We start from the raw sequence: 15,465 nt of genomic DNA, 5'->3' as shown, positions 1-15,465 counted from the left end.
GCCTCGGCCGTTAGCGGAAAAAGCGCTTAAGTGAGCCCACGGCCTTCCTTGGAGGACGGATCGGGCAAAAGGCCTAGGCGGCGATCGCCGCGGCCGCGCGTCGGCGCACGATCTCGGCGGTCTTGTCGTCGCGGGTGTAGGCGATGAAGCCGGCGGCGACGTCCAGGTACTTCACGGCCAATCCAGCGTCGCCGCCGTCGCCGGTGCGGGCGACGTGCAGGACGTCCTCGATATAGGGGTCGAGACGACTATTGAGCTTTTCCAGGACCTTGTTGCGCGACGTGCCATAGCCGGCCTTGTCGGCGCAGGAGCGCAGTTCGGCGATGAAGGCCAGCGCCGACTGGGCGCGGCGGATCAACGCCTCGTCCGGCTCCTCGGTCAGCCTGGCCGCGCCCTTGCTGGCCTTCTTGGACATCATCGAGATCGACCGCAGCGGCAGAGCCGCTTCCAGGACCTTGTCGGCCTGGTCCATTCTGATTTCGCAGGCCTTGGCCATCGCCTGCTTGTGGCGCGCCAGACGCTTTCCCCACGGGCCGTCCTTGGCGACATCGACCGACTGCTGGAACTCGACGATCTGCAGCTGGACCTTGTGGGCGGTCTGGGCGGCCTTCCGGCCGACCCGCTCGCCGTCCGAGAAGTTGAAGGTCTCGACCTCGACGATGGCGGCGTCGATCTCGGTCAGAACGCGCTCGCCGAACGCCTTGACCTCGGACGAGGCCAGGTAGCGGTCGCTGGGCCGATCCATGACCGCCGAGATCACGCGCAGGATGCGCCAGTCGTCCGGCAGGTGCGCCGACAGGATGTCCAGCAACAGCGGCCCAGCGTCCTCGCTGATCCGGCAGGCGTCGCGGTAGGCCAGGCGGGCGGCGGCCCCGCGCTCGTCCGACATGCGGCTGACCCATTCCGACAGCTTGGGCAGGCACGAGCGGGTGATGACCGAGAGTTGCAGGCACATGGCCAGCTGCTCGGGGTCGCAGATGGACCGAACGCTATCGAAGGCGGCGTTCTCGGGATCGCGCAGGCCGGCGGCGGCGGTCTTGCACAGATCGTCGAACACCTCCGGCACACCCTGTTCGAGATCCCACGGATTGCACTTGGCGGCGGCGTCGTCGATCCGCGACGGAACCTCAGCCTTCAGGGCCCGCCACAGGCGCGGCAGCACCGCCGAGGGAAACTGGACCTGGCCTTCGCGCCGCGTGGCGCACAGCGGCACGATCGGAGCCAGGATGTTGTTGCGCACGAAGCGGCTGGCGGTCTCGTCCTCGACCAGACCCCGCACCAAGGCCAGGGAGCCGGTCGCGCCGGCGCTGGACAGCGCCAGTTCAAGACTGCGCAGCGCCGCGTCCGGAGCGGTTTCCACCAGCGTCCGGATGATCTGCAATTTGTGCGCGGCGATGGCGGCCATGGTCCCCCGTGTCGGCGCAACCGATTCCGACAGGCGTCAACCATGTTAGGAACGAGGTTAAGGATTTCCGAAATCGCGTAAAATTCACGCGGACCGCATCCAGATGTCGCGGTGGGAAAGTCTTTAGCCACCAGAAGTTTAAGTCACCGCTATCATCGGTGCGGCAAAGCCCGCCCCGTAACAATTGAACACAACCGAAAGTTAGGTTTCAGCCCTCGGCAGATCCAGGGTCACGCGCAATCCGCCCATCGGCGATTCACCAAGCCGCACCGATCCGCCATAGGCGCGGGTCAATTCGTCGACAATCGACAGGCCCAGACCGGATCCCGGGGCGTTTTCGTCGAGCCGTTGCCCCCGCTTGAGGGCCTGGGCGCGCGCCTCCGGCGGCAGGCCGGGACCATCGTCGTCGACGGTCAGCAGCATCCGCGCCTCGCCCGAGGGCGTCGCCTCGGCGCGGATCTTGCCCCGGCACCACTTGCCGGCGTTTTCCATGACGTTGCCGGCCAGCTCCATGAAGTCCTGCTTCTCGCCCTGGAAGCAGAGGTCCTCGGGGCAGCGCCAGTCGATCTCGATCCCCCGCCCCTCCGACTTGTCCTGGAAGATCCGCTCCAGGGTGACGGCCAGTTCGTCCAGGATAGGCTCGACCGGCGTGCGTTCGCCCGAGGTCTGCGAACGGGCGGCGGCGCGGGCCCGCCGCAGATGGTGGTCGACCTGCTCGCGCATGGTCTGGGCCTGGCGCTCGACGACCTCGGCCAGCTGACCCGGCTGTTGGGAGGCCTCGGTCAGCATCACCGACAGCGGGGTCTTCAGCGCGTGGGCCAGGTTGCCGACGTGGGTGCGCTGGCGCTCGACGACTTCCTGGTTGTGGGCCAGCAGGGCGTTCAGCTCGCGAGACAGCGGCTCCAGCTCCTCGGGATAGTCGTCGGCCAGGCGCTCGGCCTTGCCGCGACGCACCGAGGCCACCTCGCGGCGCAGACGGAACAGAGGCTGCAGGCCAAAGCGCACCTGCACCACCGTGGCCAGGATCAGGCCGCCGGCCAGGATCGCCAGGGCGACGGCGGTGACTCCGGCGAAACGGTCGGCGTCGGCGTCGATCGGGGTGCGGTCCTCGGCGGCCAGGAACACCACCGGATCGGCATAGCCCGGCAGGCGAGCCAGGATGGCGGCGGCGCGCAGCGGCTTGTCCTGTGGACCGCGCATGTTGAAGTACTGGGTCTTGCCCGGGGCGGCGTCCAGCTGGTCGATCTGCTTGGACGACAGCATCAGGTCGCTGTCGAACAGCGAGCGCGAGCGCTCGACCGGCCGCATCGCCCCGTCCGCCGACTTGTCCAGGATCACCCAGTAGCGGCCGGAATAGGCGCGGGTGGCGCGAATGTCGGTCAGCACCGGCGCGCGCAGCTGGCCCTCCTCGACGGTCGAGCCGGCATAGAGGTCGTCGGTCAGCACGGCCAGAGACTGGTCGAAGCGCCGGATGGCGGCGCTGCGGAACTGGGCGGTCAGGAACACACCTGCGATCAGCACGACCAGCAGGGTCCAGATCCCGGCGATCAGGACCAGGCGGCGGACCAGCGAGCGGCGGCGCAGGTCCAGCAAAGGGCTAGCTGTCGCTCTCGCCTGCCAGCGGCGTCAGGCGATAGCCCAGGCCCCGGACGGTCTCGATGCGGTCGGCGCCCAGCTTCTTGCGAAGACGGCCGATGAACACCTCGATGGTGTTGCTGTCGCGGTCGAAGTCCTGGTCGTACAGGTGCTCGACCAACTCGGTGCGGCCGATCACCCGGCCCTGGTGCATCATCATGTAGTGCAGCAGGCGGTATTCCAGCGAGGTCAGGCGCAGCGGCTCGCCATTGACACTGGCGCGCGCGGCGCGAGGGTCCAGGCGCAGCGCGCCGCAGGAGAGCGAGGGCGCGGCGTGGCCGGCCGAGCGGCGCAGCAGGGCGCGCAGGCGGGCCAGCAGCTCCTCGGTGTGGAACGGCTTGGCCAGGTAGTCGTCGGCCCCGGCGTCGAAGCCGGCGACCTTGTCGCTCCAGGCGCCGCGCGCGGTCAGGATCAGCACCGGCGTGGCGACATTGCCCCGTCGCCAGCGCTCCAGCACCGACACGCCGTCCACCTTGGGCAGGCCCAGGTCGAGGATGACCGCGTCATAGGGTTCGGTCTCGCCCAGGAACTGGGCTTCCTCGCCGTCCGGGGCGTGGTCGACGGCATAGCCGGCGTCGCCCAGGGTCAGCTTCAGCTGACGCGACAGGTCGGGATCGTCCTCGACGAGCAGGATACGCATGGAGACTCCTTAGCCGCCGCTAATGATCTGCCCGGTCCGCGCGTCGACGATGAAGTCGATGCGGCGGCCATCGGCGGCGGCCCAGCGCACGCGATAGTTCGAGCCTTCGAGTCCGGCGTCCAGCACGCGGCCCGGCACGCGGCGGCCGATCATGTCGATCACCCGCGACAGCGGCACCAGCTGGCCCGACTGCACGCCGCCCCGCGCCTGGTCCGACTGCGCGCGCCAGTCGGCGCCCAGCGAGTCCGGACGATGCTGCGCCGAAGCCGCGCCCGGAAGGGCTGCGGCCAGCGCGGCGGCGACGATGATGGCGCGGATCGTTTTCATGCTCTCCGGTCTAAGGGATCGCGGCTGAATGGAGACTGAACGCCCAGGTTATGAACGGGCCGCGACGTTCTGTCACGATCGGACACGCTTTACCCTTCTCCTCCCCTTTCGGGTGAGCGGAGTTCAGGCGTCCGCCTACTTCCGCTTCGGCGTGTAGGGCTTTTGATCCCGCCAGGCTTCGGCGAACTTTTCCAGGTCCTGGTCGACGGTTTCCGGCAGGGTCACCACCAGCTTGGCCAGCAGGTCGCCGCGCTTGCCCTTCGCGTCGGGCATCCCCCTCCCCTTCAGGCGGAGCGTCTGGCCGCTGTTGGACCCCTTGGGCACATTCAGCATCACATTGCCGTCGGGCGTCGGGGCCTCGACCTTGCCGCCCAGCACCGCGTCGGGGATCGAGATCGGCAGGTCCATGACCAGGGCGTCACCCTCGCGGCGATAGATCGGGTGCGGCTTGATCGAAAGCTCGATCAGCGCGTCGCCCTGCCCGCCTCGGCCGGGGCTGCCCTGGCCCTTCAAGCGCAGGGTCTGGCCTTCCTGGGCGCCGGTCGGGATGGTGACGTCGATCGTGCGGCCGTCCGAGAAGGCCACGCGCTTCTTGCCGCCCTTGATGGCGTCTTCCAGGTCGATGTCGAGACGGGCCTTGATGTCGGCGCCCTTGGTCGAGAAGCCGCCGCCGGCCTGGCCGCCGCCGAACGGACCGCGACCCCCGCCCACGCCGCCGCCTTGGCCGAACATGCCGCCGAACAGGTCCGACAGATCGATCTCCGGCCCCTCGTCACGGTGGAAGCCGCCGCGACCGAAGCCGCCGGCGTTGAAGGGGCCGTTGCCCGGTTGACCGCCGAAGCCGCGCGCGGTCTCGCGACCGTCGGCGTCGATCTGGCCCAGGTCGAACTTCTTGCGCTTCTCGGGGTCGCCGACGATGTCGAAGGCGGCGCTGACCGTCTTGAACTTCTCTTCCGCCTTCTTGTCCCCCGGATTGGTGTCCGGATGGTGGGCCTTGGCGAGCTTGCGGAACGCCTTGCGGATCTCGTCCGCGGTCGCGGTGCGGGAAACGCCGAGTTCCTGATAGGGGTCGCGCGCCAAGGAGTATCCTCTGCAGAAGTAGGCGGTTGGGTTACCGCCCTCCATCTAGAACGTCCAGCGCGCTACGCAAGTCCCGATGTGGCTAATTTACCACAACCCTGTTGTCGCGGGCGCGCCCCAGCCGTAGAGGGCGGAGCCTTGGGAGACCTCGACCCGCGCATCCGACGACGGCGCATTTGCCGCGCGCGAGGCCGCCGGGTAGACGAACGCCGGCCCTGCCATCTCGACCTCCAGCAGCACGGCCGCGCCGTCCAGCACCCGGACGCGGAAGCGCTCGGCGCCGGCCTCCAGGGGGACCTCGCCGTCCCAGACGTCGCCGCCGACGCGGGTCCGGCGGATCCAGGTGACGCTGAAATCTTCGCCGATCCAGCGCGTGCGCAGGTGCGCCGGCGTCAGCGGTCGCGAAGCGCGGGCGCTCCAGGTCGTCGTGATCTCGCTCATCGCCGCGCCCGAAGGCGGCCCGCCAGCCGGCGCGGCGCGCACCACCAGCGGGATACCGCGCTCGAACGCGGCGACCTCCATCGGAACCACCGCCGCGTCCAGCAACACCACCGGCGCGCCGGCCGGGACGGTCGCCGGGCCGACGACGCCGTCACGCTGACCGCGCAGCAGGCCCGATAGCCGCCAGACATCCGGCGCGATCAGCTCGACGCCCTGGAAGCCGATGACCTCCCAGTCGCCTGACGGCGCGCGGATCGCCAGGGCGTTGTCGCCGGCCAGGACAGCGGCCAACGGCGCCGAGGACAGGCTCCGGCCCTCCATGCGCACGGTCAGGGTCGCCGCGCGGTCCAGGCGATGCGGCGAGGCCGGCGCCAGGGCCTCCAGCGTCTGGCCCAGGGTGGCCGGCGCGACCAGGCGCGCGCGAACGCTCAGCAGGGCCGCCGAGGCGCCGGCATGGACCTCCAGCGACCGCCAGGGTTCGGCCGCCGCCGCGACGCGGGGCCGCCCATCGTCGGTCCCGTCGCCGGGCAGGTCCAGCACATGGAGCACCGGCGGCGCCGGCGGATCGCGGGGCGGAGCCGGCGTCCAGTCCACGCGACCGCTGACCCCGATCTCGGCCACGGTCGGAACCAGGGTGGCGCGCGGCCGCTCGTCGAGCTCCAGCCGCTGGATACGCCAAGTCGCGCCGTCCAGAACCAGCCGGTCGCCAGCCTCGAAGCGCAGGCCCGCCGAAGGCGACAGGCGGACGATCCGCGCGCGCCGCGCCGCCGCGTCGGCGTCCAGCATCCGGTGGGCGACGGCCTCGGCTTCGGACGCCGCCAGCACGATCGGGGCGTCGGCGTCGCGGGTCCCCCGCCCGGCCTCGCGGCGGACGATCAGCGCCCCGACCTGATAGTCGCGGGCGGCGTCCAGGAACCGCAGGCGCAGGGCCTCGGCGGCGGGGTCGAGCGCGCGGGTCTCCGTCTCGCTCGGCCCCTCGTCGGGCAGGGCCAGGTCGTCCCCCGCCAGCACCCCGACGGCGCGCCCGGCGCGGGCCAGCATCTTCACGTGATCGCCGCGCTCGACCGGATCCAGGGCGAAGGCCTCGGTCAGGGGCGTCAGCGCGTCGCGCAGCCGCATCGGCCGGTCGACGACATAGCCGCCGACGCTCCCGCCCGCCTCGCCCGGATCGATCGCCACGCCGGCCCGCGCGCCCAGGGCCTCGATCAGCTCCGGCAGCGGCGCGATGCCCGCCCGGCCAGTCAGCCAGTGGCCCAACGTCCAGTTGTCGCCATCGCTCCAGACGCCGGTCCGGGCGGGGAAGTCCGGGAACGGCCGCGCGTCCCAGCACCAGGCGCTGGCGCTCTCGATCATCGGCCCGCCATACAGCGGCGAGACCGGATTGGCGCTCGGCTCTTCCAGCCAGGCCAGCACGGTCTCCAGATAGCGCCGCTGGCCGAAGTCATCGCGCTCGCCGGTCGAATAGGGCGGCAGGCCGCTCTCGGCGCTCTTGGGATCGACGAACAGGTTGGGGGCGTTGGCGCCCTTGTCGACGGCGGGACAGCCGAACTCGGTCAGGCGGATCGGCTTGGACATCGGGATCCAGGCCGTGGGCGTCGCCGAGCGCACGCCGCCCGGCCGGTCGTGGTGCGGGTTGCTCCACCACGACTTGAGGTCCTTGGCCCGCCAGATCCAGGGTTCGCCATGGGCGCCGTCGGTGATCGGGGCGCGGACCTGGGCGTCGCGATCGGCCGGGCTGGCGTAGTACCAGTCGAAGCCCTCGCCGCCCGTCAGCCCGGCCCGCAGATAGGCCGGGTCACGCGAGCCCAGGTAACCGGCGTCCGCGTCGAGATGGACCTCGCCCTCGCGCCAGTCGGTCACCGGCGGATACCAGTCGACGCCGACGAAATCGATGTTCGCATCGGCCCACAGCGGGTCGAGATGGAAGACCGCGTGACCCCCGCCCGGCTGGTGGCCGAAATATTCGCTCCAGTCGGCCGCGTAGCCCAGCTTGGTCGAGGGACCGACCACGGCCCGGACCTCTGCGGCCAGGCTTTTCAGCTTGGCGACCGCCGGATAGGTCCCGCCCGCGCCGCGCACCGTGGTCAGGCCGCGCAGCTCCGAGCCGAGGATGAAGCCGTCGACACCGCCAGCTTGCGCGGCCAGCGAGGCCTGGTGCAGCACCATCCGCCGGAGGCCCCACGCGCCGTCGAAAAAGGCGTTCACCTGGCTGGTCGCCGCCGCCGTCCCGTCGGCTCCGGCCTCACAGGTGATCCGGCCGCGCCAGGGATAGGTCGGCGTGTCCATCAGGATGAACGGATACAGCGTCACCTTCAGCCCGCGCCGCTTCAGCTCGGCGATCGCCTGCAGCACCACCGCGTCGGCCGGCGTGCCGCCATAGGCCGGGGCGCCGTCCTTCAGCGAGATCAGGTGCGCGCCCCCGCGATCGACGCCCGCCACGCTCCAGCTGATCGGCAGGGTGTCCTTGGCCGCCTGCTCGACGCCGGGACGGATCTCGCACTGGCCGCAGCGCGGGTCGGTGCCGAACCAGGCGACAACCAGGGTCACGTGGTCAACGGCCGGCAGCTGGGCCTGCAGTTGGTCCAGCGCCACCACCAGGTCCGGCCGGCCCTCGGCGTTATGGACGCTCTCGGACGCCGTGCGGGTCAGGCCCTCGCGACGCAGCACCGCCTCGGTCGCATAGACGAACTCGCCCGCGCCGGGGATCAGGCAGACGCCCTTCAGGCGTTCTTCCAAGCCCACGGTCCCCGGCGCGCGCGGGCGGCGAAAGACCTCGAACGACAGCTGCGGCGGGCGATTGCCGAAGGCGTCCAGAGCCAGATCCTCGAACACGACGTAGGCCACGCCGCGATAGGCTGGCGCCTCGCCGTCCACAGCGGCGATCAGGGGGTCGGGAGACTGGTCCTCGGTCCCGCGATGCAGGCGCATGGTCACGCCGGTCATGTCCATGACCTTGCCGTCGGCCCAGACGCGGCCCAGGCCGTCGATCGGCCCCTCGGCCACGGCGACGGCGAACGACAGGCTGTAGGCGTAGCTGGCCGTCTTTTGCCCCTTGGAGCCGCCGACGCGGCCCTCGACCCGCTTCTCGCGGAAGCGGGCGGCCCAGATCATCTGCCCGCCCACCCGCGCGCGGCCGAACACGCAAGGCAGCGCCGCGCCCTCGGCCGCGCCGGTCAGGCGCAGCTCGGGAATGCGCGGGCCGACCTGCCGTGTGGGGCCCAGCGCATTGATCGCCGCCTGGTCGACCATCGCGCCCAGCCCCGCGCCGGCCACGGCCCCCAGAGGTCCGCCGATCGCCGCGCCGACGCTGGAGAGGATGACTTGGGCCATGCGGCCTCCTTCAGATTTGGGGGAAGCGGAACGCCGCCACGCGCCGCTCGCGCCACCAGCGGCCGAGCGCGCTCTCGACGCAGGCCCGGCCCCAATAGGCGTGGATCATGCGGTCGGCGCCGGACTGGATCGCGCAGTGCTTGGCGACCGCGCCGGGGGCCATGCGGAAGACCAGGACGTCGCCGGGCTCGGGGTTTTCCGTGGGGATGAGCCAGCGGGCGAAGGCCTCAAGCAGCAACTCGCGGCCGCCGGTCTCGGCCCAGTCGGGGCGATAGGGCGGCGGCGGTTCGGGTTCGGTCCCGTGCAGGGCGCGCCAGACGCCCCGGACCAGGCCCAGGCAGTCGCAACCGGCGTGCAGGGTGGAGGCCTGGTGGCGGTAGGGGGTGCCGAGCCAGAGGCGGGTGTGGGCAACCAGATCCTCCCCCGCGATGCGGGGGAGGTGGCCCAGAGGGCCGGAGGGGGCTAGTGCGGCTTGCGTCCAGCTCGCCCCCTCAGTCGCTCCGCGACAGCTCCCCCGCGTCGCGGGGGAGCAGCTTGGCGGCGCACTCACCGCCTCCCCCCATCATTCCGCTCGCCCTCCACCGGGTACAGCGTCAGAAAGTCCTCGCCCGGCGCGGCCGGAAAGCCTCGGAAGTTCGCCCCATTGCCGAACGTCCCGACGCAGGTCGTCCAGCGCTTGTCGCAGGTCGCTCCGGCCGGCGCGGCGATCCCGCAGCGCGCATCGCCCAGCCGGGCGTCGCAGAGCCGTGTAAAGGCCCGTCCCGCCACCCGGTCCAGCTCGGCCAGCGGTCCAGCCAGGGTCGCCTTGAACGCCTCGCCCTCGCGGCTGACCGCCGTGATGGTCGCGGTCCACAGGCGCACCAGACGCCCCGGCGCGCTCCAGTCGACCCGCAGTTCGGCGACCCGCGCGCCGTCATAGAGGCCCGCCGCCAGGTCGGCCTCGGTGATCCCGGCGTCGTCCAGCACGCCCAGCGCCGCGCCCTGGCCGGCTGCATAGCCGGCGACCGCGTCGCGGGCGCCGGGGCTCCAGCCGCCGCTGGCCCGGCAGGCGACGCCGTCGACCACCAGGTCACGGTCGTGGTCGGTGAAGCCCAGCCTGACGCCGTCGCGACGGAGCACGATCCAGGCGCGGCACAGGCGGGCCTCGTCCAGCCCTTCCGGAAGCAGGCGCATCAGACCCGCACCTCGACCAGGGCGCAGGCGGTGACCCGGCCAGCGGCGAACCCCTCCAGGGTGACGTCCAGCCGGTCGAGGTCGAAGCGCACCGGCGTGTCGAACTCGAAGCCGGCCGTGACCACCGCCCCGATGGCCGGCGCCGTGCTCAAGGTCACCACACCCGTCGTCGTATCGACGGTAAAGAGCGCGGCGACGCCGGCCACGGCGATCTTCACCGTGCCGGCCACCGGCTTGGCGATCGTCCGCGCCGCCGTCCCGTAGGCCTTGATCAACTGAAAGGTCTTGCGCGCCCCGTCGCCCACGCCGATCGCCTGGTCGCCAAGGCCGGGCTGGGCCGAGGGCGCGCACGACTTGAAGTCGGCCGGGTCGCGGAAGCGGAAGCCCGCCAGCCGCCCGCCCCGCGCCTCGAAGAAGGCGGTCAGCTCGGCGATCTCATCCAGCGGCCGGGCGGCGGTGGCGATCAGGTAGCGGCGGCGCGCCTGTGACCACGGACTGGTCCGGCGCTCGAAGCCGGACGCCAGGGCGACGACCTCGGTGCGCCGCTCGATCCCGCCCGTGCAGCCGAACGCCAGGCGCGCGGGCAGGCGCGCCTCGTGGAACTCGCTCATGGCGATCCCTCAATTCAAGAAAAGGTTTGCGGAAAAATCGGCCGCCAAGCGGAGCCATTGGCGGGCGAACGCCATTAAGTCTGCGTCATGACCCGCTTTTCACTTCAAGGACGGGTCGTCGGGCCCTACGTATGGGTTCGAGATTGGAGACCAAAATGGATTGGAAAACCCTGTTCCTGTCGCCTGAGGGCCGCATCGGCCGGCAGTCGTTCTGGATCGGCTGGCTCGTCCTGCTGGGCGTGAACGTCGCCGTGGGCTGGGTGCCGCTGGTGGGCCACATCATCGCGCTAGGCACTATCTATTCCAGCGTCTGCATCCATACCAAGCGCCTGCACGACATGGGTCAGACCGGCTGGTGGCAGGTCCTGCCCTGGGTGTTCGGCCCCCTGCTGATCATGGGCTCGGCCCTGTCGATCGGTGTGCTGCCGGCCATCGCGGCCATCACCAACGGCGAGCCGGAACTGTCGGCCCTGACGGCGCTGGGCGGGTTCTTCATCTCGTGCTTCATCGCCTTCGCGGTGTGGCTGGCCTTCACCCTGTGGGTCGGCTGCAGCAGCGGCGAGGTGCGCGAGAACAAGTACGGCTCGGCCCCGACCAATGTCGCGGCGGTAGCGATCTAAAGACCTCTGGCGCCCAGGCTGACGGCCCGCGCCAAGGCCTGGGCGATCTGGGCGTCGGAGCGGATCAGCCCCGACGCCTCCCCGCCCTGGACATTGACCGTCACCGAGATCCCACCGGCCCCGGCCGGCTCGATACTACCGGCGGCGGCCGGGCGGAACACCTCTGGCCCACGCTCCCCGACCAAGTAGCTCCCCCCGGGCAAAACCGTCCCGCCATCCGCGCGAGCGCCGGAAAAGCTCTTGCTCAGCGCCTCGCCGAGACCGCCCCCCTTCAACGCCGCCCCAGCCGCGCCCAGCACGGCGCGGGCCAGCTCCGCCAGCGACACCTGGCCGTCGGAAGCCGCGCGGGCCAGCGAGCGGGCCAGGGACGCCCCGGCCCGTGTGAACGCCTCGTCGATCGAGCGGGCCGCGCGTTCGGCCGGCGCCTTCAGGGCCTCCAACGACGCGGCGGCCTCGGCGGCGCGGGCGGGGACGGCGGACAGGCCTTCTTGCTCAAAGCTCATGGGATCTCCTCGTCGGGATAGCGGGCGATCAGCGCGGTGAGGCCCGCGCGAGTCAGGACCGGCGAGGCCGGCGCTTCGGTCAGCGCCCGCCACTCGACCAGCGACAGCCGCCAGAACGCCTCGGGCGCGACGCCCAGCCGGACGGCCAGCCGCAGCGGCTCGCGCCAGCTCATGCGGACGCGGCGAGAGCGGCGGCCAGGGCGCTGGCGGCCTCGGGGACCGTGGCGCGGACGGCGACCTCAACAGGCTCGCCGCCGCCGTCCAGCAGCGCCGCGAGCACGGCGGCGAGGTCGCTCGCGCTGAGCGTGGCGATGCGCTCCGGCAGCTGCGACCAGTCGGACAGGCCCAGCGCGGCCTCGATACGGGCCAGGGCGCCCAGCGTCAGGCACAGACGGCGGGGCGCGCCGGCCAGGGTGACCACTACCTCGCCGCGAGCGGTGTTGGGCGGGAGCATCTAGATCGCCGTGAACGTCACCGCGCCCGCGCTGGCCAGGCTCAGCGCGAAGGCCGCCTCGCCATCGTGGTCGCCGGCATATTCCAGGGCCGCCACCAGGAACGGACCTTCCAGCTGGCCGAAGTCCGGCACGATCAGCCGCCAGGTCCGGGCCGACTGGTCGAAGAAACTGGTCCGCACTTGGGCGTCGGAGGCGGCGTCTCGGAACACGCCCGAGCCCGACACGGCGACCGAGCGCACCCCGGCCCCGGCCAACAGCTCGCGCCAGCGGCCGGCGCTGTCGCTGTCGGTGGCGTCGATGGTCTTGGCGTTGAGGCTGATGGTCCGGGCGCGCAGGCCCGCGACGGTGACGAAGCCGGACGCTCCGTCGCTGATCTTCAGCAGGATGTCCTTGCCGGCTTGAGCGGCCATGAGTTTCTCCGTTGTCAGAGGGTTTCGGTCACCGCCCGCACGCGGACGATCCCGAGGGTGGTTTCGCGGTCGGCGCCGGCGAAGACGTCGGCATACGGCACGCGCAGATTGACCAGCCGCCGGCCGCTCAGCACGGGACGGGCGTCGTGCAGCGCCAGGCGAACGGCGGCGACCAGGGCCCGCGCCTCCTCAGGACCGCCGAAGCGGCTGGCGCAGGTCAGGGTCAGCAGGTGCTCGACGGCGTCGTTCTCGCTAACTGGCCGGCCCTCAGATCGGGTGACGACGACGCAGGGATAGGTCGGCAGGCGCGGCGGGCTGGCGTGGATCCGCTGGCCGGCGATCGCGGTGACGGCGGGGGCGGCCTTCAGGCTGGCGACCAGGGCGTCGATCAGGGGCTTGTCGCTCACAGCCGCGCCTTTCTGTAGGGGGCCAGCCAGGGCTCGACCAGCGCCAGGGAAGGCTCGGCCTCGTCGACCGAGGCGCGATGCTCGTAGGCGTGGGCGGCGAGGATCAGCACGCTGAGCCGCAGCGGGGCGGGGCTAGCGGGGCTGAGCGTCACGCCAGTCGCGACGGCGACGCGCGTCTCGGCGGCGTCGATCAGCAGGGTCAGCAGCGCGTCCTCCGCGGAATCGGCGACGCGCAGAAACGCCCTGGCCTCGGCCAGGGTGAGGGATTGGGGCATGGGGGGTTTCCGTAGAAAGCCCCTCCCCCTCGCGGGGAGGGGTTGGGGTGGGGGCGCCGGCTCCGCGGAAGGGGCGCTCGTCGGGGATATCGAGGCGCTGACACCCCCACCCCCTGCCCCCTCCCCGCAAGGGGGAGGGGGACCTTGGTTCGACTAGCTCGCCGCGAACTTCAGCAGCTTCACCGCATCGAAGTTCTGCACCCCGCCGCCGACGCGCTTGGTGGTGTAGAACAGCACATGCGGCTTGGCCGAGTATGGGTCGCGCAGCACCCGCACGCCGGCGCGGTCGACGATCAGGTAGCCCTTCTCGAAGTCGCCGAACGCGATCGGGCAGGTGTTGGCCGCGGCGTCGGGCATGGCCTCGATCTCGGTGACCGGGAAGCCCAGCAGGCTCGCCGACTGGCCCGGCTGCAAAGCGGCGTTCCAGATGTAGTTGCCCTGCGCGTCCTTGAACTTGCGCACGGCGCTGACCGTGCGGCGGTTCATCACGAAGCGGCCGTTCTGGCGGTACTGGGTCTTGGCCGCGTAGATCAGGTCGATCAGCTTGTCGGTCGGGTTGGACGCCGGCCAGCCGCCGGCGACGCCCGTGGCCAGATAGCCGACCTGGCCCCACGCGTACGAAGCGTCCGGCGCGGCGGTGTAGGCCAAAAGGCCCTTGGGCTTGTTGACCCCGTCGCCGGTCACGAAGGCCGTGGTCTCCTGGGCGGCGAAGGCGTCCTGCACCTCCTCGGCCAGCCACTCGTCGATGCTGACATAGGCGTCGTCCAGCAGGGCCTGGGTGGCGGCCGGGCTGGCGTAGAGCTCGCCGGCCGGGAAGTCGATCACGTCCAGGGTGGGCGCCGTGGTCTCCGGCCGTGCGGCGGTCTCGGCCACCCAGGCGGCGGCCAGACCCGTGGGCGACACGGGCTTGCGGAAGGTCCCGGCGCCGATGGTGCGGACCTGGCAGATCTCGCGCATCGGGCTGGTGGCGGCCAGGCGACGCAGGATCAGCCGCTCCAGCTCCGGCGGGGCGACATAGCCGCCGGCCGTGGCCGCGCCCTCGGACAGGCCCTTGGCTTCCAGCAGCGCGCCGGGCGTCTCGCCGGTCTTCACATAGCGGTCGAAGGCGGCCTTGCGTTCGTCGACACGCGCCAGCGGCGCGTCACCGCCAAGATCAGGCCGGCGCAGGTCCGACATCAGCCGGTCGAGACGGTCCTGGGCGCGGGCGACGGCGTCGTCGATGCGGCCGACCTTCTCCTCCAGCAGCACATCGGCCCGCTTGGTCTCGATGGCCGCCAGCCGCTGGTCGTTGGCGGCCTTGAAGCTCTCGAACGCCGACAGGACGTCAGCCAGCGCCGCGCGGGCCTCGGGCGAGGCCGCGTGTTTGGTTTCCTTCATGGGGATCTCCGTTGAAGTGGATGCTCCCCCGCTGGGGGAGCTGTCGGCGAAGCCGACTGAGGGGGTCATCTGGGCGAATGCCGAGCTGCCCCCTCCGGCCCTCTGGGCCACCTCCCCCAGAGGGGGAGGATCTTGGTCAGCTGATCGTCAGCCGCGCTTGCGGCAGCATCGGGAAGGTCACGATCGACACCTCCCACAGCTCGACGCGGGACAGCACGCGCAGGCGGTCCCGGGTGCGGGCCTTCACCTGCCGGAAGCCGATCGACAGCCCGTCCAGCGCGCCGGCCTCGACCAGGGCGGCGACGAGGCGGCCTCTCGGGGTCGCGCGCAAAATACGCCCCCGAACGAACAGGCCCTTGGCGTCCTCCACGACCTCGTCCCAAACCCCGACCGGCTCGGCCTCGTCGTGCTGGTGCAGCATGGCCACGGGCGCGCCGGCGGCCAGGCTCTCGGCGAAGGCTCCGGCGGCGGTGACGTCGTCATTGAGGTCGCGGGTCCAGAACAACGAGGCGTAGCCCTCGATCTTCAGGTCATCGCTCATCGCGATCGCTCCAGCTTGGCCTCGATGCGGTCCAGCGACTGGCGGGTGGCGGTCGCCTGCTCCTCCAGCCGCGCCAGGCGTTCGGCGACCGGCGCCTGGGCCTCGAGACGGCGCTGCATGTCGTCGATCCGGGCCGAGGCGCGACCGGCCCACATCAGGGCGGCCGCCGCTTGCAGGAAGACGGTGACGCAGAGACCCAGCGACACCTGGCGGTCGAACCGCCAGCGGCTCACCG

General features: G+C 71.5%; 19 protein-coding genes. 1 reads left to right on the top strand and 18 read right to left on the bottom strand.

Going from position 1 to position 15,465, the window contains the following annotated elements:
• Positions 1-73: 73 nt before the first annotated feature.
• From ACW175_RS04760 to ACW175_RS04720, 9 genes are all read right to left on the bottom strand, one after another.
• Positions 74-1,405 carry a hypothetical protein gene (locus tag ACW175_RS04760; RefSeq protein ID WP_492103491.1) on the bottom strand — a complete coding sequence of 444 codons (1,332 nt, stop codon included), beginning with the start codon at positions 1,403-1,405 and terminating at the stop codon, positions 74-76.
• A gap of 201 nt (positions 1,406-1,606) precedes the next feature.
• On the bottom strand, positions 1,607-2,998 hold the full coding sequence (locus ACW175_RS04755; protein WP_492103490.1) for an ATP-binding protein: 1,392 nt from the start codon (positions 2,996-2,998) through the stop codon (positions 1,607-1,609).
• A 4-nt stretch (positions 2,999-3,002) separates the two neighbouring features.
• On the bottom strand, positions 3,003-3,680 hold the full coding sequence (locus ACW175_RS04750; protein WP_492103489.1) for a response regulator transcription factor: 678 nt from the start codon (positions 3,678-3,680) through the stop codon (positions 3,003-3,005).
• A gap of 9 nt (positions 3,681-3,689) precedes the next feature.
• Positions 3,690-4,007, bottom strand: a complete 318-nt coding sequence (locus tag ACW175_RS04745) for a PepSY domain-containing protein (RefSeq protein WP_099576049.1) — start codon at positions 4,005-4,007, stop codon at positions 3,690-3,692.
• Positions 4,008-4,142: 135 nt separating this feature from the next.
• Complete coding sequence (locus ACW175_RS04740; RefSeq protein ID WP_492103488.1) at positions 4,143-5,087, bottom strand: DnaJ C-terminal domain-containing protein; 945 nt, start codon at positions 5,085-5,087, stop codon at positions 4,143-4,145.
• Between the two features lie 87 nt (positions 5,088-5,174).
• Entirely contained in the window at positions 5,175-8,858 is a 3,684-nt protein-coding gene (locus ACW175_RS04735; protein WP_492103487.1) for a baseplate multidomain protein megatron, read from the bottom strand.
• A gap of 10 nt (positions 8,859-8,868) precedes the next feature.
• Positions 8,869-9,306, bottom strand: a complete 438-nt coding sequence (locus tag ACW175_RS04730) for an NlpC/P60 family protein (RefSeq protein ID WP_492104895.1) — start codon at positions 9,304-9,306, stop codon at positions 8,869-8,871.
• Between the two features lie 98 nt (positions 9,307-9,404).
• A complete protein-coding gene (locus ACW175_RS04725) occupies positions 9,405-10,031 on the bottom strand; it encodes a phage/gene transfer agent baseplate hub protein (protein ID WP_492103486.1) in 627 nt (208 codons plus the stop codon).
• A complete protein-coding gene (locus tag ACW175_RS04720) occupies positions 10,031-10,642 on the bottom strand; it encodes a phage distal tail protein, Rcc01695 family (RefSeq protein ID WP_492103485.1) in 612 nt (203 codons plus the stop codon). The genes ACW175_RS04725 and ACW175_RS04720 overlap by 1 nt, the downstream gene beginning before the upstream one ends.
• A 155-nt stretch (positions 10,643-10,797) precedes the next feature.
• Between ACW175_RS04720 and ACW175_RS04715 the strand changes: the two genes are divergently transcribed.
• Complete coding sequence (locus ACW175_RS04715) at positions 10,798-11,262, top strand: DUF805 domain-containing protein (protein WP_492103484.1); 465 nt, start codon at positions 10,798-10,800, stop codon at positions 11,260-11,262.
• Here the strand turns inward: ACW175_RS04715 and ACW175_RS04710 are convergent.
• From ACW175_RS04710 to ACW175_RS04670, 9 genes are all read right to left on the bottom strand, one after another.
• Positions 11,259-11,765 (bottom strand): phage tail tape measure protein, encoded by a 507-nt coding sequence (locus ACW175_RS04710; RefSeq protein WP_492103483.1) that lies wholly within the window; start codon positions 11,763-11,765, stop codon positions 11,259-11,261. The two genes, ACW175_RS04715 and ACW175_RS04710, sit on opposite strands and share 4 nt — an antisense overlap.
• Positions 11,762-11,938 (bottom strand): phage tail assembly chaperone, encoded by a 177-nt coding sequence (locus tag ACW175_RS04705; protein ID WP_492103482.1) that lies wholly within the window; start codon positions 11,936-11,938, stop codon positions 11,762-11,764. The genes ACW175_RS04710 and ACW175_RS04705 overlap by 4 nt, the downstream gene beginning before the upstream one ends.
• Complete coding sequence (locus tag ACW175_RS04700; RefSeq protein WP_492103481.1) at positions 11,935-12,219, bottom strand: GTA-gp10 family protein; 285 nt, start codon at positions 12,217-12,219, stop codon at positions 11,935-11,937. The genes ACW175_RS04705 and ACW175_RS04700 overlap by 4 nt, the downstream gene beginning before the upstream one ends.
• Complete coding sequence (locus ACW175_RS04695; protein ID WP_099576040.1) at positions 12,220-12,630, bottom strand: phage major tail protein, TP901-1 family; 411 nt, start codon at positions 12,628-12,630, stop codon at positions 12,220-12,222.
• A gap of 14 nt (positions 12,631-12,644) precedes the next feature.
• Complete coding sequence (locus ACW175_RS04690) at positions 12,645-13,037, bottom strand: DUF3168 domain-containing protein (RefSeq protein WP_492103480.1); 393 nt, start codon at positions 13,035-13,037, stop codon at positions 12,645-12,647.
• The gene (locus ACW175_RS04685; RefSeq protein WP_492103479.1) at positions 13,034-13,312 is read right to left on the bottom strand and encodes a head-tail connector protein; all 279 of its coding nucleotides are present in this window, start codon (positions 13,310-13,312) and stop codon (positions 13,034-13,036) included. Before ACW175_RS04685 ends, ACW175_RS04690 begins: the two co-directional genes overlap by 4 nt.
• Before the next feature lie 153 nt (positions 13,313-13,465).
• Positions 13,466-14,689: a phage major capsid protein gene (locus ACW175_RS04680; RefSeq protein WP_492103478.1), complete on the bottom strand. Its 1,224-nt coding sequence runs from the start codon at positions 14,687-14,689 to the stop codon at positions 13,466-13,468.
• A 136-nt stretch (positions 14,690-14,825) separates the two neighbouring features.
• Positions 14,826-15,230 (bottom strand): HK97 family phage prohead protease, encoded by a 405-nt coding sequence (locus ACW175_RS04675; RefSeq protein ID WP_492103477.1) that lies wholly within the window; start codon positions 15,228-15,230, stop codon positions 14,826-14,828.
• Positions 15,227-15,463 carry a hypothetical protein gene (locus ACW175_RS04670; protein WP_492103476.1) on the bottom strand — a complete coding sequence of 79 codons (237 nt, stop codon included), beginning with the start codon at positions 15,461-15,463 and terminating at the stop codon, positions 15,227-15,229. The genes ACW175_RS04675 and ACW175_RS04670 overlap by 4 nt, the downstream gene beginning before the upstream one ends.
• Positions 15,464-15,465 lie beyond the last annotated feature (2 nt).

This window comes from Caulobacter sp. FV1ye6ST (assembly GCF_058681225.1).
The sequence above is the reverse complement of the archived record's forward strand: the minus strand, read 5'-3'. Positions and strand labels throughout refer to the sequence as shown.